The 19,863-nt window shown below is 71.0% G+C and carries 15 protein-coding genes; 8 read left to right on the plus strand and 7 right to left on the minus strand.

The features are described from left to right. Positions 1-42: 42 nt before the first annotated feature. Positions 43-3,072 carry an NACHT domain-containing NTPase gene (locus EP757_RS29425; RefSeq protein WP_127551477.1) on the minus strand — a complete coding sequence of 1,010 codons (3,030 nt, stop codon included), beginning with the start codon at positions 3,070-3,072 and terminating at the stop codon, positions 43-45. Between the two features lie 100 nt (positions 3,073-3,172). Here EP757_RS29425 and EP757_RS29430 point away from each other — a divergent pair, with 100 nt between their 5' ends. Further along, positions 3,173-3,673 (plus strand): pyridoxamine 5'-phosphate oxidase family protein, encoded by a 501-nt coding sequence (locus EP757_RS29430; protein ID WP_127551479.1) that lies wholly within the window; start codon positions 3,173-3,175, stop codon positions 3,671-3,673. 267 nt (positions 3,674-3,940) lie between these two features. Here EP757_RS29430 and EP757_RS29435 read toward each other — a convergent pair whose 3' ends face one another. The 3 genes from EP757_RS29435 to EP757_RS29445 are packed head-to-tail and all read right to left on the minus strand — an operon-like array spanning position 3,941 to position 6,421. Continuing rightward, positions 3,941-4,528 (minus strand): hypothetical protein, encoded by a 588-nt coding sequence (locus EP757_RS29435; RefSeq protein WP_127551481.1) that lies wholly within the window; start codon positions 4,526-4,528, stop codon positions 3,941-3,943. 9 nt (positions 4,529-4,537) lie between these two features. Continuing rightward, entirely contained in the window at positions 4,538-5,116 is a 579-nt protein-coding gene (locus tag EP757_RS29440) for a hypothetical protein (RefSeq protein ID WP_127551483.1), read from the minus strand. A gap of 9 nt (positions 5,117-5,125) precedes the next feature. Next, entirely contained in the window at positions 5,126-6,421 is a 1,296-nt protein-coding gene (locus EP757_RS29445; RefSeq protein WP_127551485.1) for a Dyp-type peroxidase, read from the minus strand. 31 nt (positions 6,422-6,452) lie between these two features. Here EP757_RS29445 and EP757_RS29450 point away from each other — a divergent pair, with 31 nt between their 5' ends. The 4 genes from EP757_RS29450 to EP757_RS44680 all read left to right on the plus strand — a co-directional run bounded on the left by EP757_RS29450 (position 6,453) and on the right by EP757_RS44680 (position 11,552). Then, a complete protein-coding gene (locus EP757_RS29450; protein ID WP_160165915.1) occupies positions 6,453-7,676 on the plus strand; it encodes an MFS transporter in 1,224 nt (407 codons plus the stop codon). After that, positions 7,673-8,710: an alcohol dehydrogenase catalytic domain-containing protein gene (locus tag EP757_RS29455; protein ID WP_197725602.1), complete on the plus strand. Its 1,038-nt coding sequence runs from the start codon at positions 7,673-7,675 to the stop codon at positions 8,708-8,710. Before EP757_RS29450 ends, EP757_RS29455 begins: the two co-directional genes overlap by 4 nt. 5 nt (positions 8,711-8,715) lie before the next feature. Continuing rightward, the gene (locus tag EP757_RS29460) at positions 8,716-9,252 is read left to right on the plus strand and encodes a hypothetical protein (RefSeq protein ID WP_127551490.1); all 537 of its coding nucleotides are present in this window, start codon (positions 8,716-8,718) and stop codon (positions 9,250-9,252) included. Between the two features lie 137 nt (positions 9,253-9,389). Then, entirely contained in the window at positions 9,390-11,552 is a 2,163-nt protein-coding gene (locus EP757_RS44680) for a TPM domain-containing protein (protein ID WP_305030441.1), read from the plus strand. A 43-nt stretch (positions 11,553-11,595) separates the two neighbouring features. On the opposite strand, the gene EP757_RS29470 is transcribed toward EP757_RS44680, so the two are convergent. Beyond that, the gene (locus tag EP757_RS29470) at positions 11,596-11,805 is read right to left on the minus strand and encodes a hypothetical protein (RefSeq protein ID WP_127551492.1); all 210 of its coding nucleotides are present in this window, start codon (positions 11,803-11,805) and stop codon (positions 11,596-11,598) included. A gap of 108 nt (positions 11,806-11,913) precedes the next feature. Between EP757_RS29470 and EP757_RS29475 the strand changes: the two genes are divergently transcribed. Next, positions 11,914-13,344: a glycoside hydrolase family 43 protein gene (locus EP757_RS29475; RefSeq protein ID WP_127551494.1), complete on the plus strand. Its 1,431-nt coding sequence runs from the start codon at positions 11,914-11,916 to the stop codon at positions 13,342-13,344. 9 nt (positions 13,345-13,353) lie between these two features. Continuing rightward, entirely contained in the window at positions 13,354-15,594 is a 2,241-nt protein-coding gene (locus EP757_RS29480; protein WP_127551496.1) for a beta-L-arabinofuranosidase domain-containing protein, read from the plus strand. 647 nt (positions 15,595-16,241) lie between these two features. Here the strand turns inward: EP757_RS29480 and EP757_RS29485 are convergent. Together EP757_RS29485 and EP757_RS29490 are read right to left on the minus strand one after the other, a co-directional pair. Further along, positions 16,242-17,495, minus strand: coding sequence for an amylo-alpha-1,6-glucosidase (locus tag EP757_RS29485; RefSeq protein WP_127551498.1), 1,254 nt, complete (start codon positions 17,493-17,495; stop codon positions 16,242-16,244). 34 nt (positions 17,496-17,529) lie between these two features. After that, a complete protein-coding gene (locus EP757_RS29490; RefSeq protein ID WP_370457701.1) occupies positions 17,530-18,642 on the minus strand; it encodes a thiamine pyrophosphate-dependent dehydrogenase E1 component subunit alpha in 1,113 nt (370 codons plus the stop codon). 83 nt (positions 18,643-18,725) lie between these two features. On the opposite strand from EP757_RS29490, the gene EP757_RS29495 reads away from it, so the two are divergent. Then, positions 18,726-19,841 (plus strand): epoxide hydrolase family protein, encoded by a 1,116-nt coding sequence (locus EP757_RS29495; protein WP_127551500.1) that lies wholly within the window; start codon positions 18,726-18,728, stop codon positions 19,839-19,841. Positions 19,842-19,863: the final 22 nt, after the last annotated feature.

Raw genomic sequence — 19,863 nt, forward strand, 5'->3', positions numbered from 1 at the left:
TCTGCTATTGATCACGTCAATAGCCCTTGATGGATGACGGGATCAGCGCGCGGGCCGGTTCTGCAGCTCCTCGGCGCGGTCCTCGGCAAGGGCGGCGATCTGGTCCAGGACCTGCCCGTCGAAGGGGTCGGTGCCGCGCCGGCGGGAGAGCCACTGCCGGGTTTCGGAGCGGACTCGCTGCCCGCGTTCGGTCTCGGCCGCCGCGTCGATCAGCCGCCAGAGGCCGGCAGCGGTGACCCCGACGTCCCGGCGCCGGATCGCCGCGACGAGGCCGCGCACCCCGTCGTCGCTGCGCATGGCGTCGATCGCGGCGTCGACCTCCGCGGCGTCCAGCGGGCGGTCGCGGGGCAGATCGCGCAGCTTGCGGCGGTCGACCGAGGCGTTCACCCGGGAGATGCCGACGCCGTAGAGCAGATAGATCAGGTAGCCGAAGGTGAGGGGACCCAGGATCACGGCGAACAGGTCGAGGTCGGTACCCGGTATCGCGATCGGAGGGATGTGATCGAACACCTTGCCCGCGGGGACGAAGCAGAGGAACAGGAAGATCGTGAAGGCGGAGGCCAGGACGCTGTCGAAGTGGTCGGTGGGAAGGCCCCGACCCGACCGGCCCTCGCCGAGCGCGCGGAATCCGGATCGGATCACGTCCACCGGCAGCAGCGCCCATCGCCGTGGCGGAACCGGGTCGCCTGCCACGACAGCGAGGACCGCACTGGCCGGCCAGGTGACCAGATAACCGCCCAGCACCAGCATCGCCGGCCAGCCGGGCAGTCCGCCGGGCAGCATGCCGGGAAGGACGGCGGCGACGATGACCAGCCTGACGACGGTGAAGAGCGCGACACGGGTGGACCAGCGAACGGAGCCGCTGTCGGTGGCGCCGACGCGGCCGACGACGCCGACGGCCGCATAGCAGAGGCCGACCGACGCACATCCGACCACGACGAACGGCCACGCGGACCACGAGGCCGGTCCGATCAGGATCAGCAGCACGAAGGCGAGGGGGATGACGATCGCGGTGTCGACGAGCGGCGCCCACCGCAGCAGCCGCGCGGCGGCGAGGGCCGGGGCGGGATCGGTGAGACGGGAGAGCTGTGCCCGGATCGTCTGCCGGTCCCAGACCAGCCGGCCGGTCAGCGCCGTCGACGCGAGCATCTGGCCGAACACTCCGGCGAGGCTCGCTGACAGCTGCGGACGCCTGGCGAGCTGGAGATAGGCGGTCTGCCGGAGCAGGTCACTGCTCGTCTCCAGGGACTTCCGCAGCACCTCGCCCGCGGTCTCGTCCCGGGCGAGGGGAGTGGCTTCGACGGCCCACTTGCGGTCGTGGCGCAGACCGTCGGCCCAGGCGTCGGCGACCAGGGATGAGATCGCCCCCCGCAGGTCGCCCGGGACGCTGCCGGGACGCGCGGACAGGCCGGCCGTCAGCACGTGGATGAGGTGCAGGCTGCCCGGCGGCCACGGGAACGGCGCACCGGGATCGAAAGGCTCGTCGTCGTCCTGATCCGGGATGCCGTAGATGGGCATCCTCCGGACGCCGTCGATGAGCGTGCGGGAGGCCTCGGCGATCAGATCGGCCACCGCGTCGTCCGGCTGGGTCTGAAGCATCGCGACGGCTGTCTCCCGCCATCGGCCGTTGTGCAGCAGGGTCGCGGGCGGCACCAAGGCCTCGCCGGTGAGGACCGCGCAGGTGGCGAAGTACTCCTGGAAGCGGCGGTGGGCGAAGGTGAAGTGCCGGTCTCCGGCGGGGACGTCGTCGGGTGTGCGGGCCAGGCGTACGTATTCGAGGGCGTCCAGGTGGGCGTGGGATGCGCCCAGAGCCGTGCGGGCGGGGCTCAGGCCGATGCCCTCGTCGGCGGTCATCCGGAAGGCCACGGCCTGGGCGGTGGCGCGCAGCTCCGCGGGAGTGACGGCGAAGCGCTGGAGCAGGCGGTCGGCGTCCTGCCGGAGCCGGGTGTCCACGAACGTCTCGAAGACCGCGTGCGACGAGCCGGGGAACGCGCCGGTCCGGCGGACGTGCTCACACAGCAGGCCGAGCAGCATCGGATTCTCCGCCAGGGTGGCGACGGCGGCGTCGGCGGAGGTGAGACCGGTCAGCACGACGCGGCGGGCCTCACGGTCCAGGTCGGCCCGGTCGACCAGCTCGCGACGCTGGTCCTGCGTCAGGCGGAGCACGGTGAAGCGGGGCCAGCCGTACCGCCGTGGTCCCTTGAAGTCGCGGGACGCGACGATGCCGGGGCTGCGGTTCACCCCGTGCAGGAACTGGTGGATGGCGTCGGCGTACCGCTCGACGATCGGATCGTTCTCGGTGGCGCCGAGGATCTCCGGGATCTCGTCGAAGGAGTCGAAGAGGAAATACCAGCGGCCCCGCATCCGGGCGGTGTCGAACTCGTCGTCGAGGAAGCGCTCGATGCCGCGGTCGTTGGCGCGGTTGACGCACTCCAGTACGAATTCGTGAAGCTGAGCGGCGTCGACGGGCCGCTCGGGCCGGAACTCCTTGAGGTTGACGTAGAGCGGGATCCGGTGGAACGCCTCCGGGGTGGCCATCGCCCGCCGGGCCATGTTCTTCGCGGCGACACGCAGGGCGATGCTCTTGCCGGAACCGGGTTCGCCTTCCAGGACGACCAGGCGCTCCTCGGAGCTCTCGATCGCGGCGGTCAGCGACGGCACGCGGCGCAGGGTGTCCCGGCGGCCCGCTCTGCCTTCGACTTCGACCTCGGCCTCCAGCCGGGCGAACCGGTCGTCGCGCCACTCCTCCTTCTCGTCGATGCGGCGCAGGCTGCTCTCGACGTGGTCCGCGAAGCGCTGCCACCACTCGGCCTCGCGGGTGTCCACACCGCGCCGCCGCGCTCGCAGGCGGGCCGCGCGGATCAGCCGGAGGGTTCCCTTCACCAGCCACCCCGCGAGCGTCAGGAAACCACTGAGGGTCGCCAGCAGGACGATGACGGCGAACGCGTCCTCGCTCCAGTCGACGTCGAACGGGAGCCGCTCCACGAGGCGGCGGAAGATGTCGAACTGGTTGGCTGACCCGCCGGGGTCGGCAGCCGGTGACGGGCTGGGCGTGAGGGCGAGTGGCGGCAACGCGTCGACCTCCCGGCGCCTCGAATACCCGGAGAGGCGAACGTACCGATCCGGTGTCCTTCCTGGACACCACCCGAAAGGCCGACGCTAGGCTGGCTCGATGCGGGAGACACCTGAGGAGATCGCCGGGCTTCAAGCGCTGCTGGACGCCTCGCTGGCCGGCTCCACCGCCCACCTGCGGTCGGTCTACTCGGACCGGACCATCACCGCCGCCCAGCTGGCGAGCGTCCTGACCGGCATGTGCACGCTCGCGCTGTCCACCGTGACCGCCAAGGGTGAGCCCCGCATCAGCGCCGTCGACGGGCACTTCCTGCACGCCGAGTGGTATTTCGGGACGGCCCGGACCGCGGCGAAGGCCCGTCACCTGGCGGCCCGGCCGGCGGCCAGCGTCGCCCACCTGCGCGGTGACGACCTGGGCGTGTTCGTGCACGGGACCGCGGCGGTCGTCGAGCCGGGGAGCGAGGGCTGGCCGGAGCTGCTGGCCTACCTCCGGGACTTCTACGGCCACGACGCCTTCGACTGGGAGAACGAGGTCGTCTACTACCGCCTGCTGCCGCACTGGATGACGGTCTACGCCCCCGACCTCACCAAGCTGATCTGACCCAGCTCCCGGGTGCAGCGGGTCAACGCGACGCAGAGCCCGTTCCACCGCCGACGAGACGGTGGCCGCCGGGATGACATGGAAGTCGCCGTCCCAGCGCAGGGGCGGCGAGTCGAGGAATCGCTGTTCCTCATCGACGGCGGATCGGTGGCCCGGCATGGCGGAAACAGCAGGTCCGCGTTTCCGCCACCCGCCCGTCATTGTCGTTTCAGTCTCGGTGGCTCGTCATCTCCCGGGCCGCCGTGTCTTCGATGCCGAGGTGACGATTCACGAATCGTGCGGGCATTGTGCGTCGCAGGAACCGAGCGGGATCAGCACATCGGCGCTGTCCCGGTCCTTCGGGTAGAAGCCGTCGAAGCTGACCGCCACCCAGTCGTCCTGCGGCGGTGTCGCCCAGTCGACGCGGTGGGTCGCGAAATAGTCGACGGACTGGTCGGTGCGCGGGTTCCAATAGGGGACGGAGAGCAGGTAGCGGCCCTCGTCCGCGCCGGGCATGGAGACCGTGTGCGGGTTGCGGGGGACGTCGAACATCCAGTCCAGGATCGCGGTCTCCGGCTCGGGAACGTCCAGGCCGGCGGCGCCTTCGGCGTGCTCGACGTCGGCCAGGCGATCGAGGGATCCCGACGGGTCGAAGGGCCGGCCGTCGAGGGTCATGCCGTTCTGCCAGGGTGCGCCGCCCCGGGTGGGTGGAGGGGAGACGGCCTGGATCCGGCGGAACAGGGCCGGCGGCGGGTCGTCGGCGGCGACCTCGGCGGGAGCGTAGGGATAATCGACGGGCCCGGCGAACGAGAATCGCAGCGAATGGACGCAGGCGCCGTGCAGTTCGAAGACGGCGTCACTCAGAGGCTGACTCATGTTGATCTCCTAACGGCAATTCTCGTCGCAGGCGCCCAGCGGGATGAGGATGTCGGCGCTGTCGCGGTCCTTCGGGTAGAAGCCGTCGAAGCTGACCGCCACCCAGTCGTCCTGCGGCGGTGTCGCCCAGTCGATGCGGTGGGTGGCGAAATAGTCGGCGGTCTGGTCGGTGCGCGGGTTCCAGTAGGGGACGGAGAGCAGGTAGCGGCCCTCGTCCGCGCCGGGGATGGCCATCGTGTGCGGGTCGCGGGGGACGTCGAACATCCAGTCGAGGATCGCGGTCTCCGGGTCGGGAACGTCCAGGCCGGCACTGCCCTCGTCGGTGGTGACGTCGGCGAGGCGGTCGAGCGGTCCGCGCGGGTCGAACTGCCGGCCGTCCAGGGTCATGCCGGTCTGCCAGGGTGCGCCGCCCCGGGTGGGCGGCGGGGAGACGGCCTGGATCCGGCGGAACAGGGCCGGCGGCGGGTCGTCGGCGGCGACCTCGGCGGGGGCATAGGGGTAGTCCACCGGCGCGGCGAACGAGAATCGCAGCGAATGGACGCAGGCGCCGTGCAGTTCGAAGACGGCGTCACTGACGGGCTGACTCATTTCTCTCTCCTATTCTCGGTGGTCACCGGCCAGGTGGCGCAGGGCCGGGCGGGACGGTGCGAAGGCGTAGATCGAACCGGTCGTGGTGACGAATCCGCCGAATGCCAGCGCGGGCACGCCCCGGACGGCGTCGCCGTGGCGGCGTCGCGCCGACTCCGGGCTGTGGCCGATCACCGGGTCCATGCCGTCGAAGCCCGGATCGGTGCGGCGATCGAATTTCGCCACGGTGCTCGACGGGAATCCCGGATCGTTGGCCCAGCACCGCTGCAGGAACTCGAACTGGTCCTCGATGCTGGCCATGTAGGCGTTGAACAGCATGCCCCGGTCGTCGCCGTCGGGCGCGTCCGGGTCGGGGCTCCGGCCGTACGGAATGCCTCGCCGTAAGATCCGGCGACTGCGATCCCGGAAGATCTCGTTGCGGCGGGGATTCATCTTGCGGATGTGGGCGTAGAGCGGGGTGCGTGCGCCGTCCTCGTCGCCGCGGAAGGTGAAGTCGTCGCCGTCGCCTCCGGCCAGCGGGGTCCCGTCGAGCCGGCGGCCGATCGCGCGGGCGGCGACCTCCTCGGGCGGGGTGGCGTCGTCGCTGAGCTCCGCCATCTTGTCCCACCAGCCCTGGACGTCCTGGCGGAGGCGGCGGAACACGTGGAACGAGCCACCGTGCATCCACGCCGCCGGGGTGGGCCGCGGCGGCAGGTTCAGCGGGCGGCGCTCGCCGGTCAGGCCGAGTACGAACTCGCCGGTCGCGATGTCCACCGGGTTCGCGATGCCCTCGACGAAACCGAAGTGCTCGATCGGCTTGCCGTCCGCGTTCCGGATCACCGCGCCGTACTGCGTGAAGGCCACCCGCAGGCCCGCCTCGGCGACCGCGCGTTCCTCCTGCGCCACCCGGTCGCGGAGCTCCTCGAGGTCGTCGGCCGCCACGGTGAGCAGCGCGTCCACCGGTGGTCGCCGGGGGCCACCGACCACCCACGACATCGGATCGCCCGGGCCGACGTCGCCGAGCAGGGCGGCTGTGCTGGTGATCCGGCCGTCGTCGTCGAACCGGTTGCCGAGCGGTCCCTTCCAGAACGCCTCGAAGATCACCAGGTGGTCGGCGGTTCCGGGCCGCAGCGTGACCAGCCCGGTAGCGGTGAGGCTGACGCTCAGCAGGCCGGGCTCCTTGTCGATCCGATCGGCCACCCCGGACAGCCAGGTCCGGGCCCCGGCCCGCCTGCTGCCGAACGTGAGGACGAGGAATGCCTGGTGGGAGCCCTCGAAAGGCCGTAGGACGTTGCCCTGAACATCGGCATCCAGATCGACAGCCATGATGCAGCTTAAACCCTTAAGATCGTCATGCGTGACTTTCTTTCGTACGAGGCTCCTGCTGGCCGGAGAGCTGATCACCGCCTTCGGCGTCGGCCTCACCCAGCCGTACGCCGTCGTTCTCCTGCACGACGTCCGCGGCCTGTCCCTGGCGTTCGCCACCGGGATCTGGGCGCTCGGACCGGTCACCACCCTGGCCGGCAACGCCCTGGCCGGGCCGCTGATCGACCGGCGCGGCGGCCGGTTCGTCATGACCTGCGGGCTGGCGCTCGTCGCCGCCGGCGCGCTGGTCCTGGCGTACGGGCCGGGTCTCGTCTCCGCGGTGGCCGGCGTGATGCTCGGCGGCCTGGGCTGGTCGTTCTCGATGCCGGCCCTCGGAACCCGGCTGGCGATCCTGGTGCCGGAGGAGCAGCGGTCGCGGGTGTTCACCCTCCAGTACGTGATCTTCAACGTCGGGATGGCGCTCGGCGCGGCGCTCGGCGGTGTCGCGTTCTCCCAGGCCCGCCCGGAGACCGCGACCGGCCGGACGCTGCTGCCGCTGCTCTGGGCGGTCGCGGCGGCCACCTGCGGTGTGACGATCGTGCTGTCGATGCTGGCCGGCCGGCAGATGGCGCCGGTGGCGGAGGACCGCGAGCACGGCGGCTACCGGCGGGCCCTGAGCGACCGCGGGCTGCTGCGCATCCTCGGCGCCGCGGCGCTGCTCGCGACGATCGGGTACGGCGTCTACAACGCCGCCCCCGCGGTGATGGCGCTCGCCGCGGACGACCCGGCGGCGCTCGGCTGGGCCGGCGTCGCGAACTCCGTCGCCGTCGTCGCGTTCTCCCCGGTCGCGCTGCGGCTGTCCGCGCGGATCCCGGCCCGGACGGCGCTGCTCGGCACCGCGGCGCTGTGGGCGCTGGGCTGGGCGGTCTGCATCCCGACCGTGCTCGGTGCCGGGCTGAGCACCCGGGCGGCGCTCACCGTCGCGTCCGTCCTGATCGGGTTCGGGGAGCTGCTGCTGGCCGGGGCGCTGCCCACGCTGATCAACGGGATGGCCCCGGACGAGCTGCGGGGACGCTACAACGCGCTGTCCAACCTGGCGCTCACCGCCGGTACCGCCGCCGGCCCCCTGCTGACCTCGGCCGCGGTGGCCCGGGGCGGCGCCACCGACATCCTGCTGTACGTCAGCGTGGCCTGCGCGGTGCTGGCGAGCCTGCTGCTGACCAGGACCGGCAGCCGGCGGCCGAAGAGTGACAGGATGCAGGCGTGCGCGCCATGATGATCGACTCCGCCCGAGCCCGGCCGCGGATCCAGGAGGTTCCCGAGCCGGCGGCCCCGCCCGGTGGCGTCGTCGTGGAGGTGAGGGCGACCGGGCTGTGCCGCAGCGACTGGCACGGCTGGGCCGGCCACGACGACGACATCACGTTCCCGCACGTGCCCGGTCACGAGCTGGCCGGTGTCGTCGCCGAGGTGGGCACGGGCGTCGAGCGCTGGCAGATCGGCGATCGGGTGACGGTGCCGTTCGTGTGCGGCTGCGGCGCCTGTGAATGGTGCCGGACCGGCCAGGCCCAGGTCTGCCCCGATCAGCAGCAGCCCGGTTTCACCCATTGGGGATCATTCGCCCGGTACGTCGCCCTGCACGCCGCGGACACGAACCTCATCGCGATCCCTCCCCGGGTCGGGTTCGCGGCTGCCGCCGCGCTCGGCTGCCGCTTCGCCACCGCGTACCGGGCCCTGGCCGGCCGTGCCCACCTGGCCGCCGGCGAGTGGGTGACAGTGGTGGGCGCCGGTGGCGTCGGCCTGAGCGCCGTCATGATCGCCCGGGCCCTGGGCGCCCGGGTGATCGCTGTGGACCGCAACCCGGAGGCGCTCGCGGTGGCCGCAGCCCTCGGCGCCGAGCACACGCTGCCGACCACCTCGGCGGACATCCCGGGCACGGTCGCCGCGCTGACCGGCGGTGGCAGCCACGTGGCCGTCGACGCCGTCGGCAGCGAGCAGACCTGCGCCGACGCCATCCTCAGCCTGCGCCGCCGGGGCCGCCACGTGCAGATCGGCCTCCTGCCGCCGGTGGACGGCCACCCCCGCGTACCGATGGCCAGGGTGATCGGCTGGGAGATCGACGTCCTGGGCAGCCACGGCATGGCGGCGGCCGACTACCCGGAGATGATGAAGCTCATCGACGACGGACTACTACAACCACAAGATCTGATTTCTCGTACGGTCGGACTGGCCGAGGCAGCGACCCTCCTGCCGGAATTCGACAGCGCCACGACGGCCGGCATGACGATGATCGATCCCTCCGAGGGGGAATGACCTCCGTGGCACGCGTCCTCATCACCGGCTCGGCGGACGGGCTCGGCCGGGCCGCGGCCGTGGCCGGCGACCCGGCCGACATCGATCAGACCCGCTCGGTGGCGTCGCAGGTGGGCGAGTCGGGCCCGATCGACGCGGTGATCCACAACGCCGGCGTCTACAGCGGCCCGGCGATCCTGCCCGTCAACGTCGTCGCGCCGTACCTCCTGACCGCCCTCCTCCCGGCCCCGCGACGCCTGATCTACCTGAGCAGCGGCATGCATCGCGGCGGGCGGGCCGACCTCGGCGGTCTCGACTGGACCGGTCGCCGGTCCACCGGGACGTACTCGACCAGCAAACTCTTCGTCACCGCTCTCGCCCTCGCGGTCGCCCGCCTCCGCCCCGGCGCAGTCAGCAACGCCGTCGACCCCGGCTGGGTGCCGACCAGGTCCCACACCCGTCCGCCGCCGACGAGCGCTTCCAGAACCGCCTGCTCGACGCCCTCGCCCAGCACACCGGAACGGCGATCTGAGCTTTCACGGGGCCGTTCCTGCGCGTCGTGACGGGCGATCGGCAGCTCACCGGCCAGCGTCACCATCCCCGGGATCTCGGAGCGTCGTGCGGGCGGGCTGCCGGCGGTGGGTGTGCCGGTCTCGGGTCGAGCGCGGCGGAGTGGGCACGGGCGGCATAGGTTGAAGCGGTGACCGTGCTGCGCCTGCGTACTCTGATCGCGCCCGTTGTCGTGCTGGTGGCGGCTCTGCTCGCCGGGCCGGTCGGCGCCCGGGCCGATGCGCCGATGCGACTCGAAGTACAGGTGCAGGACATGGCCGGGGTGATCGACAACCGGGCGCCGATCGACGATGCCGTGGGCGAGTTGCAGCGGGAGACCGGGATCCAGCTGTTCGTGGTGTTCGTCGAGTCGTTCGACGGGATGCCGGCGCAGCAGTGGACCGACGAGACGGCGCGGCTCAGCGATCTGGGAGACCGGGACGCACTGCTGGCGGTGGCGACCGTGGACCGTGCCTACGCCTATTCCTTCCCGGACGATGCGCGGCTCACCGACGCCGAACTCGCCGAGGTGGCCGAGAACGACATCGAGCCGGCCCTGGCGAGATCGGACTGGTCCGGTGCGGTGATCGCGGCCGCCGCCGGATACGAGGACGCTGTCAACGGCGGGGGAGGGCTGGTCTGGGCGCTGCTGCTCATCGCGGTGATCGTGGTGGGCGCTCTCGTCTGGGCGCTGCTGCGCCGCCGCCGTCGTCGTACGTCCGCAGCGCCCGCCGCCGGACCCGGCGTCGAGGAACTCTCCGCTCAGGCGAACGCCCTCCTGATCGAACTCGACGACGACCTGCGAGCCAGTGAACGCGAGGGCGAACTGGCCACCGCCCAGTACGGGGCCGCTGCCACCGGCCGTTTCCGGGAGGCCCTCGCGGCGGCCCGCCGTGACGTGGCCGAGGCGTTCCGGCTGCGGATGACCCTCGAAGAAGTACCCGCACCGGACGACCCCACCCGCCGCCGCACCCTCGACCGGATCATCGAGCTGTGCCGGACCGCCGACGCCCGCCTCGACGCCGAGTCGGAAGCCTTCGACCAGCTCCGCGACCTGGAGGGCCGCGCCGCCGAGGTCGCGTCCTCCCTGGACGCCCAGCGGGCCACGGTCGAGGCCGCCCTTCCCGCTGCCGAGGCCACCCTCAGTGGGGTGACAGCGGGATACAGCGGCGAGAGCGTGACCGCCATATCAGGAAATATCGGTCAGGCGCGGGAAAGGTTGGCCTTCGCCTCGGAGGCGCTGACCCAGGCGAGGACCGCACTCTCCGGCGATGGCGATGGCGATGGCGATGGCGATGGCGATGGCGATGGCGATAGCGATAGCGATGGCGATAGCGATAGCGATGGCGACGGCAACGGCAACGGCGACGGCAACGGCGACGGCGACGGCAAGGGCGATGGCAACGGCGAGCTGGCGGTGACGGGAAGGGCTGCTGCGGCGCTTGCCGTACGAGCCGCTGAGCAGGCCATCGATCAAGCCGGACAGCTGGTCGCCGCGATCTCCAAGGTCGCCGCTGATCTGCCTGCCGCGAAGGCGGCCGCCGGCGCGCTGATCGCCGAGATCGAGGCGGAGATCGTCGCGGGCCGGGATGCGCTGGCCGGGGCTGCTGCCGGCCGTGCCGCCGTGGGAGGGGCCGGGTCCGGGTCGCACGGCGGTTCGCTGGAGACGGCTGTCGCCGGTGGGGAGCAGGCTGTCGCTCGGGCTCGGGAGGAGCTGGCGTCCGCCAGGCCCGATCCGGTCGCCGTCGTGGCCCGGCTGCAGACCGCCGACGCCGCTCTGGACGCCGCCCTCGCCGTGGCCCGTGACCAGGCGGAGCGGGACGGCCGGGCCCGGGCCGTACTCGCTCAGACTCTCCCCATGGCCCGCGCCGAGATCGGGGCGGCGAACGACTTCGTCACCACGAGGCGAGGGGCGGTGGGGCCGGATGCCCGAGGACGCCTGTCCGAAGCCCTGCGGCATCTGTCCCTCGCCGAGCAGCTGGCTCTCACCGACCCGAACGCGGCAGTGAACGAGGTGGCACAGGCGCGCCGGCTGGCTGCCGCGGCCACCCATGCGGCGCAGGCCGACGTGAACTCCTGGGCCGGACCCGGTGCCGACGCCGGTTCGGTGGCGGGCGCCGTGCTGGGTGGCATCCTCTCGGGAGCGATGCGATCAGGCGGCCGGGGCCACGGCGGCGGCTGGGGCCCGGGCGGCTTCGGGGGCGGTGGCTTCGGCGGCGGTGGCTTCGGCGGCGGTGGCTTCGGCGGCAGCGGATCCCGGGCCCGGCGTACCGGCGGAGGCGGCGGCAGGCGCGGAGGAGGCGGCCGCTTCTGATCCGGGCCAGTCAGGAGAAACGGTAGCCGGCGAGGCGCGGCCCTCAGGTGAGGGAGTCGGCGACCCGGTGACCCGTGCCCGCTCCGACCAGGATCAGCAGGCCGGCCGCCAGGACGACGAAGCCGGGCGGACTGCGGTGCGCGCCGAGCGGCAACAGGCCTCCGGCCACCGCCGCCGGCGTCCCGATGAAGACGCCGAACGCGGCCGGATCGTCCTTCTGGCGATTGGCGGCATCAACGTGGAGAGCGTTCACATCAGCATGTCCACCCACGTGAACGCAAGTATTGACAGATTTAATGTTATCGATAACATCGGCCGGTAACACGGTCGTAACCTCCCCGCTCGAACGGAGGACATCCCCATGCCGTCCCGTTCCCGATGGGCCCTGATTCCCCTGATCAGCGCCCTGCTGCTGACCCTCCTGGCGCGCCCCGCGGCTGCCGCCGACCCGTTCACCGCCTACCTGATGGCCCACTTCACCGGTGAGAGCGCCACCGGTGAGCAGATCTACTTCGCGACCAGCACCGACGGCCTGCACTGGACCGACCTCAACGGCTCCCAGCCGGTGCTGATGTCGGCGGTGGGGGAGAAGGGCGTCCGCGATCCCAGCCTGGTGCGCTCGCCGGCGGGCGACAAGTTCTGGCTGCTCGCCACGGATCTGCGGATCGCCAGTGGCAAGGGCTGGGACGCCGCCCAGCACGCCGGCAGCACCAAGCTGGTGATCTGGGAGTCCGCCGACCTGGTCACCTGGTCGGCGCCGCGCCTGGCCGACGTCGCCGGGAGCATCCCGCAGGCCGGTTGCGCCTGGGCGCCGGAGGCGATCTACGACCCGGAGACGGGTGACTACGTCGTCTACTGGGCGACGATCTCGCCGGCGAACGGTGTCGACAAGGCCCGGATCTACTACTCCCGGACGAAGGACTTCCGCACGTTCACTCCGGCGCAGCTCTACATCGACCGACCGGGCACGCAGGGCGTCATCGACACGCAGATCATCGAGGTGGCGGGCGGCACCGGCGGGTACCGCTACATCCGGGCGTCCGGCGACGGGCAGATCAGCGTCGAGGGCAGCAACCGGGTGCTGGGCGCCTGGACACGGCTCGGCGACCTGTCCGGTCTCGGCCTCACCGGTTCGCAGGTCGAGGGCCCGGTGCTGCACAAGTTCAACGATCGCAACGAGTGGGGTCTCTGGGTCGACCAGTACGCGTCCGGCCGCGGTTATCTCCCGCTCACCACGACGAACCCGGCAGCGCTGAGCGGTTATCGGATTCGAGGGACCGGTGAGTACGCCCTGGGTGCCTCGCGGAAGCGGCACGGCACCATTCTGCCGATCACGCAGGCGCAGCTCACCGCCCTGACCGCCAAGTGGGCCACCGCGACGACCGGCACGACGCGGCTGCAGTCGTTCAACTTCACCGACCGCTATGTCCGGCACGCCGATTTCGACGCTCGCATCGACGCCTCGGTGAGCCCGGCGGCGGATGCCCGCTGGCGCATCGTGCCCGGCCTCGCGGACAAGAGCCACGTCTCTCTCGAATCGGCCAACTTCCCGGGCTACTACCTGCGCCATTCCGACTTCGACTTCACCCTTTCCCCGTACGACGGGAGCACCGCGTTCGCGGCCGACGCCACGTTCAAGCGGATCCCGGGCCTGGCCGACGGTTCGGCCGTCTCGTTCCAGTCGTACAACCACCCCACCCGGTACCTGCGGCACTACGGCTACCTGCTGCGCCTCGACGAGATCACCACTGCCACCGGCCGTGCGGACGCCACGTTCCGCGCGGTCTCCTGAGGAGGAACCATGGCCACCCGACGCAGCCTTCTCGGCGCCGCCCTCGGCGGAGCGGTGATCTCGGCGACCGGCGGCGGCAGCCCCGCCGCCGCGGCCGAACTCCCGCCGGCCCGCGCCGATCTGGGCGTCTCCGCTTCACCGTTCCCGCTCGGTCAGGTGCGGCTCACCGCCGGCCGGCTGATGGACAACCAGACGCGTACGCTCGCCTACCTGCGGTTCGTCGACGTGGACCGGCTGCTCTACGTGTTCCGCGCCAACCACGGTGTCCCGACCGGTGGTGCCGCGGCGAACGGGGGCTGGGACGCGCCGTCGTTCCCGTTCCGCAGCCATGTTCAGGGGCACTTCCTGACCGCGTGGGCTCAGGCGTACGCGATCCTGGGTGATCTGGTCTGCCGCGACAAGGCGAACTACATGGTCGCCGAGCTGGCCCGGTGCCAGGCCGCGAACGGCTATCTGTCCGGCTTCCCGGAGGCCGACTTCACCGCCCTCGAAGCGCGGACGCTGTCGAACGGCAACGTCCCCTACTACTGCGTCCACAAGACTCTCGCCGGGTTGCTGGACGTGTGGCGCTACATCGGGAACACGCAAGCGCGCGATGTGCTGCTGAGGCTCGCGGCGTGGGTGGACACCCGTACCAAGGCGCTCTCCTCCTCTGCGATGCAGGCGATGCTGGGAACCGAGTTCGGCGGGATGAACGCCGTGCTCACCGACCTCTATCAGCAGACCGGCGACGCGCGCTGGCTGACCGTGGCGCAGCGGTTCGACCACGCCGCCGTCTTCACCCCGCTGGCGGCCGGCACGGACAGCCTCAACGGGCTGCACGCCAACACGCAGGTGCCGAAATGGATCGGCGCGGCCCGGGAGTACAAGGCGACCGGCACCACCCGGTACCGGGACATCGCGCGCAACGCGTGGAACATCACCACGGGCGCCCACACGTACGCCATCGGCGGGAACTCGCAGGCAGAGCACTTCCGGCCGGCGAACGCGATCGCCGGCTATCTCACGAACGACACCTGCGAGCACTGCAACACCGTCAACATGCTGCGGCTGACCCGTGAGCTGTGGGTGACCGAGACCGACCGGGTCGCCTACTTCGACTACTACGAGCAGGCGCTGCTCAACCACGTGCTCGGCGCGCAGAACCCGGCCGACCCGCACGGGCACGTCACCTACTTCACGCCGCTGCGGCCGGGCGGCCGGCGCGGTGTCGGACCGGCGTGGGGCGGCGGGACGTGGAGCACCGACTACACCACGTTCTGGTGCTGCCAGGGCACCGGCGTCGAGGTGAACACGCGGCTGATGGAGGCAATCTACTTCTCCAGCGGCACGACGCTGACCGTGAACCTGTTCGCGCCGTCGGTGCTGACCTGGTCGCAGCGCGGCATCACGGTCACCCAGGAGACGACCTTCCCGGCGGGGGACACGTCCACGCTGCGGCTGTCCGGCACGATGAGTGGATCGTGGAGTGTCCGGATCCGGATCCCGTCCTGGACCACCGGCGCCACGATCAGCGTGAACGGGACCGTCACGTCGGTGGCGTCCGGCGCCTACGCCACCCTCACCCGGACCTGGGCAGCCGGGGACACCATCGTGGTCAGACTGCCCATGCGGGTCGTGCTGCGGCCGGCGAACGACAACCCCGACCTGCAGGCGATCACCTACGGGCCGTCCGTGCTGGCCGGGAACTACGGTGACACGGCGCTGACGGCCGCGCCCGCCCTGACCGTCTCCTCGGTCACCCGGACCACCGCCACCGCGAACGGCGCGACCGTGAACCTCGTGCCGTTCCACGACGCGCACGCGATGAACTACACCGTCTACTGGCAGACCGCGCCCTCGGTGAAGATCGTCAACAACGCCACAGGCCTGGTGCTCGGCATCAAGGACATGGCGGTGGCCGACGGCGGCCTGGCGGTGACCTGGGGTGACACCGGGACCCCCGACCACCGGTGGGTGCGGATCACCGACGGCACGGCGGTCCGGTTCCGGAACGTGAACAGCGGCAAGGTGCTCGGCGTCGAGAACATGTCCACCGCCGACGACGCCCGCGTCCTGCAATGGGCCGACAACGGCACGGCGGATCACCGCTGGATCCTCACCGACCAGGGCGGCGGCCTCTTCAAGATCCGGAACGTGAACAGCGGGAAGCTGCTCGCCGTCCTGGGCGGCGGCACGGCGTGGGGCGTGCAGGTCGTCCAGGACGCCGACGACGGCTCAGCCGACAACCTCTGGCGCTTCTCCTCGTAGGAAGGGCGCCCGCCGTGAAGACGGCGGGCGCCACGCTTGCGGCCGTTCGGCGGAGGCTGTTCCGGGTGCGCTTCGTGAGAACGTCGGTCATCGCGGCCACCGGCATCCCGGCTCCTCTGCCGGAGAAGGACTGAGCAGCATGACGATCGCGGACACACCCGGGCACGGCGAGAACCTCCTCGTGGACGGACTCTCGCTCGCCGAATATCAGAGCCTGCGCACCGAGATCCTGAAGCTCATCGAGATGCAGGGGCAGCTCATCGCCCTGACGGTGGTCGCGTTCGGGACCGTGCTGTCGGTGGGTTTCCAGGCGAAGAACGCCGCGATCATCCTGGTGCACCCGATCCTGGCGCTCATCCTCGGCGTCTCCTGGATGAACCACGCGCACAGCGTGTGCCGCTGTGCCGCCTACATCCGGCGGAAGGAGGCGGAGTTCGGCGACATGACCCGGTTCGGCTGGGAGCATTTCGTGCAGGAGACGCCCTTCCCCAAGCACCGCGTCGGCTTCTGGGGTGTCCGGGCGATCTTCGCGATCACCGCGCTCATCGCGGTCGTGGCGAGTCTCGGTGTCGCCGTCCCGCGCGGTCCGGCGATCGCGCTGTTCGTCCTCTCCTGCCTGGTGACGATCGTGCTCTTCTGGCTCTCCTTCACCTGGCAGGAGAGTCCCACCGATCGCGGTGACCGAAGAAGGCGGGGGTTCCTCGGTCTACCGCGTCGGCGGCGTACAGGAACATCCCCGCCGACCAGCTCTGCCGCTGATGACCCATCGGACGGCCGGACAGACCGTGGAACCACTCGTTGAACTCCCACTCCTCGTCACGCCCGGCTCGATTCATCAGGGCCAGCCGTACCAGCGCGTTCTCCGCCTCGTCCCTCCGCCCGGCGGCCACCAGCGCCGCCACGTAGAACCCGCCGAGGAACGGCCAGGCACCGCCGTTGTGGTACTGGTGGGGGTAGTTCAGGTTGTACAGCCGGTAATACTCGCGCCAGTCCTTGTCGGCCTCCGTGATCGGCGGCCAGCAGGCCTTGACCGGCCACGGATCGTCGAGCCCGACCCCGGCGGCGTAATCGAGGATGCGGCCGGCCTGCGCCGGATCCGCCACACCGAAGAGGATCGCCAGCAGGTTGCCGAGGGTGTCGAACCGGTCGCCGAACTCGCGGAAGGCCATGTACGGCAGGTAGTACGGCCGATGACCCAGCACGGTGTCCACGAGCCGGGTCGGGTACTCCCACTCCTTGCGGTTCTCCCGGATCCAATCGTGGTCGCGGGCCACTTCCGGCCCGACCCAGAGAAGCTGATTGACGCGGAAGCGGATTCCGGCCGCACGGTCGTCGAAGTCGTCGCCGTCCTCACCGCGGCGGCGGGCGAGCGTGGCCATGGCACGGTTCGCCGCGTACCAGAGGACGTTCGGCAGCAGCGAGTTGTAGCGGTTCGCGAACAGGTCCGCCCAGTCCATCGATTCGTGGACTTCGAGGAGACCGCACTCGTTGACGTCCTGGTATTCCAGCCAGCGATGAGCCGCGGCGAGGGTCTGTCCACTGTGATCGCCGAGCACGTAGTGGGCCACGATGTACCACAGGGAGGCGTCGACGGCGCCGGCGAACATGGTGTCGGCGACCATGGGTGCGTCGGGCGACGGCGCGTACACATGGTTCGGGATGCGGCCGAGGCGGGACTGCATGCCGCCGGCGGAGTCCATCGACTGCCGCAGGAGCAGCTTCCCCCGGTCGTCACCGATCGCTGCCAGCCCCAGTCCCGTGATCACCGCGTCGCGGACCCAGACCTCCGGATAGGCGGCGCCGCCGGCCCGCAGCCCGGCCACGCCGACGTTCTCGTGCACCAGCGACAGTGCCTGCTCGCGGGCGGTATGGACGATCCTCTTGTCCTCGTCGCTCAGCATGCCTGGCAGCGTATCGCCGACCGGCGGCGGCAGGTCAGCCGTCGAACGAGGCGTGGTACGTCTCGAACTCGGCTCGCTGGGCGTCCAGCAGCGACGATCCGGTCGGGTAGATGTGGTCGAACATCTCCAGGGGGCGCGGATCGGGCATGGACAGGACGCGTTCGCGCAGGTCGAGGGCGAGCTTGCGGGCGTCCTCGTCGACGTCGCCGAAGAAGGCGTCGTCGGCTATCCGCTGCTTCAGCAGGAACTGTTTGACGCGGCTGATCGGGTCCTTCGCCTTCCACGACTCCACTTCACTGGCGATCCGATAACGCGAGGGGTCGTCGGAACTGGTGTGAGCGCCCATCCGGTAGGTGTACGCCTCGATCAGGGTGGGGCCCTGACCGGTGCGAGCGTGGTCGAGAGCGGTCCGGGTCACCGCGTACGAAGCAAGAACGTCGTTGCCGTCGACGCGGATGCCGGGGAAGCCGTAGCCGCCGGCACGCTGGTAGAGCGGGGCCCGGGCCTGACGTTCCAGGGGTAGCGAGATGGCGTACTGGTTGTTCTGGCAGAAGAAGACGATCGGCGCGTTGAAGACGCCGGACCAGACGAACGACTCGTTCACCTCACCCTGGCTGGTGGCGCCGTCGCCGAGATAGGCGATCACCGCCTCGCCGTCGGTGCCGCCGGTCCGGCCGTCCATGGTCACGCCCATCGAGTAGCCGGTGGCGTGCAGCGTCTGCGCCCCGATGACCAGGGTGTAGAGGTGGAATTGGTGGGCGTCCGGATCCCAGCCGCCCTGGTCGACGCCGCGGAACAGGCCGAACGGCATGATCGGGTCGATGCCGCGGCAGTAGAGGACGCCGTGTTCCCGGTAGGTCGGGAAGGCCATGTCCTGCGGCCGCAGCGCACGACCCGAGCCGACCTGCGCCGCCTCCTGCCCGAGCAGGCTCGCCCACAGCCCGAGTTCACCCTGGCGTTGCAGGGCGAGCCCTTCGGCGTCGAGTCGGCGCACCGTCACGAGGTCCCGGTAGAGGCCGCGGTACTCCTCGTCGGTGAAGTCCACCGCGTACGTGATGCCGTCGGCGGTGGTCACGCTCTCCACGTGGTCGCCGTCCGGGGTCAGCAGCTGAACGTATCCGCCGGGCGGGACGCCATGTTGATCCACATCAGGGACGCTAATACGCCGGCGGCGGTGAGCGGGTGTGTTCTCCGCCCTTGCGCCGGAGCTTCCTCCACTATCCTGCCCGAGTGACCGGTTCCCGCGGGCTCGATCTCCGGCCGTTCCAGGTGCGGGTTCCGGAGTCCGACCTGATCGATCTGCGCCGCCGCCTCGCCGCCACGCGCTGGCCCGAGCCGTCGCCCGCTTCCGGCTGGGACCACGGCATACCCCATGATCTTGTACGTCGGCTCTGCAGCTCTTGGCGAGCGGACCACGATTGGCGGGCGGCCGAATCACGGCTCAATGAGTGGCCGCAGTTCCTGGTGACGGTCGGCGGCACCGAGCTGCACGTCGTACACGCGCGCTCGGGAAGAGCCGGCGCCCTGCCGCTCGTCCTGACCCACGGCTGGCCCGGATCGGTGCTGGAGCTGATCGGGCTGGTGGGGCCGCTGGTCGACGAGTTCGACGTGGTCATCCCGTCGTTGCCCGGCTACGGCTTCAGCGCGAAACCGGCGGAACCCGGCTGGGGCATCGAGCGCATCGCCGACACCTGGGCGGCGCTGATGAGCGGGCTCGGCTACGAGCGGTACGGCGCGGCCGGCAGCGACTGGGGCACCAGTGTCTCCACCCTGCTCGCCGCCCGGCACCCCGAGCACGTCGCGGGCATCCACCTCGTCCCGCCGCTCGCCGGACCCGCCGACGGCGACGTCCTCACCGAGGCGGAGCAGGCCGCCCTCGACGCGATGCTCTCCCGGGGCCGGAACTCGTCGGCGTACTCCGAGATCCACCGCACCGCGCCGCAGACGATCGGCTACGCGCTGCTCGACTCCCCGGCCGGCCTCTGCGCGTGGATGGCGGAGAAGCTGCTCACCTGGGGTGATCTCACCTGGGATCAGGTGCTGGACCAGGTGACCTTCTACTGGCTGACCGGCACGGCGGCGTCGTCGGCACGGCTCTACGCGGAGAGCATCTCCCAGGTCTCCCGCTGGATGACGGATGGCGCGAGCGCTGGGCCGGTCCCCGTACCGATGGGGGCCTCGATCTTCGAGAATGAGATCCCCCGGCCGTCCCGGCGGCAGGCAGCGCGCCGATTCCCCGACATCCGCTATTGGGCCGAACATCCGCGCGGCGGCCACTTCCCCGCCCTCGAAGTCCCCGAACTCCTGGTCGCCGACCTGAAAGCCTTCTTCCGCCGGGTCCGCTGACCCTTTTCCCTTGAGCGCGGTG

This window comes from Actinoplanes sp. OR16 (assembly GCF_004001265.1).
Taxonomy (GTDB): domain Bacteria; phylum Actinomycetota; class Actinomycetes; order Mycobacteriales; family Micromonosporaceae; genus Actinoplanes.

Excerpts from the sequence above, each read along its gene's own strand:
- EP757_RS29455 (WP_197725602.1), top strand. The coding sequence starts at position 7,673 with ATGATGATCGACTCCGCCCGAGCCCGGCCGCGGATCCAGGAGGTTCCC.
- EP757_RS29430 (WP_127551479.1), top strand. The coding sequence starts at position 3,173 with ATGCGGGAGACACCTGAGGAGATCGCCGGGCTTCAAGCGCTGCTGGAC.
- EP757_RS29435 (WP_127551481.1), bottom strand. The coding sequence starts at position 4,528 with ATGAGTCAGCCTCTGAGTGACGCCGTCTTCGAACTGCACGGCGCCTGC.
- EP757_RS29485 (WP_127551498.1), bottom strand. The coding sequence starts at position 17,495 with ATGCTGAGCGACGAGGACAAGAGGATCGTCCATACCGCCCGCGAGCAG.
- EP757_RS29480 (WP_127551496.1), top strand. The coding sequence starts at position 13,354 with ATGGCCACCCGACGCAGCCTTCTCGGCGCCGCCCTCGGCGGAGCGGTG.
- EP757_RS29475 (WP_127551494.1), top strand. The coding sequence starts at position 11,914 with ATGCCGTCCCGTTCCCGATGGGCCCTGATTCCCCTGATCAGCGCCCTG.
- EP757_RS29445 (WP_127551485.1), bottom strand. The coding sequence starts at position 6,421 with ATGGCTGTCGATCTGGATGCCGATGTTCAGGGCAACGTCCTACGGCCT.
- EP757_RS29440 (WP_127551483.1), bottom strand. The coding sequence starts at position 5,116 with ATGAGTCAGCCCGTCAGTGACGCCGTCTTCGAACTGCACGGCGCCTGC.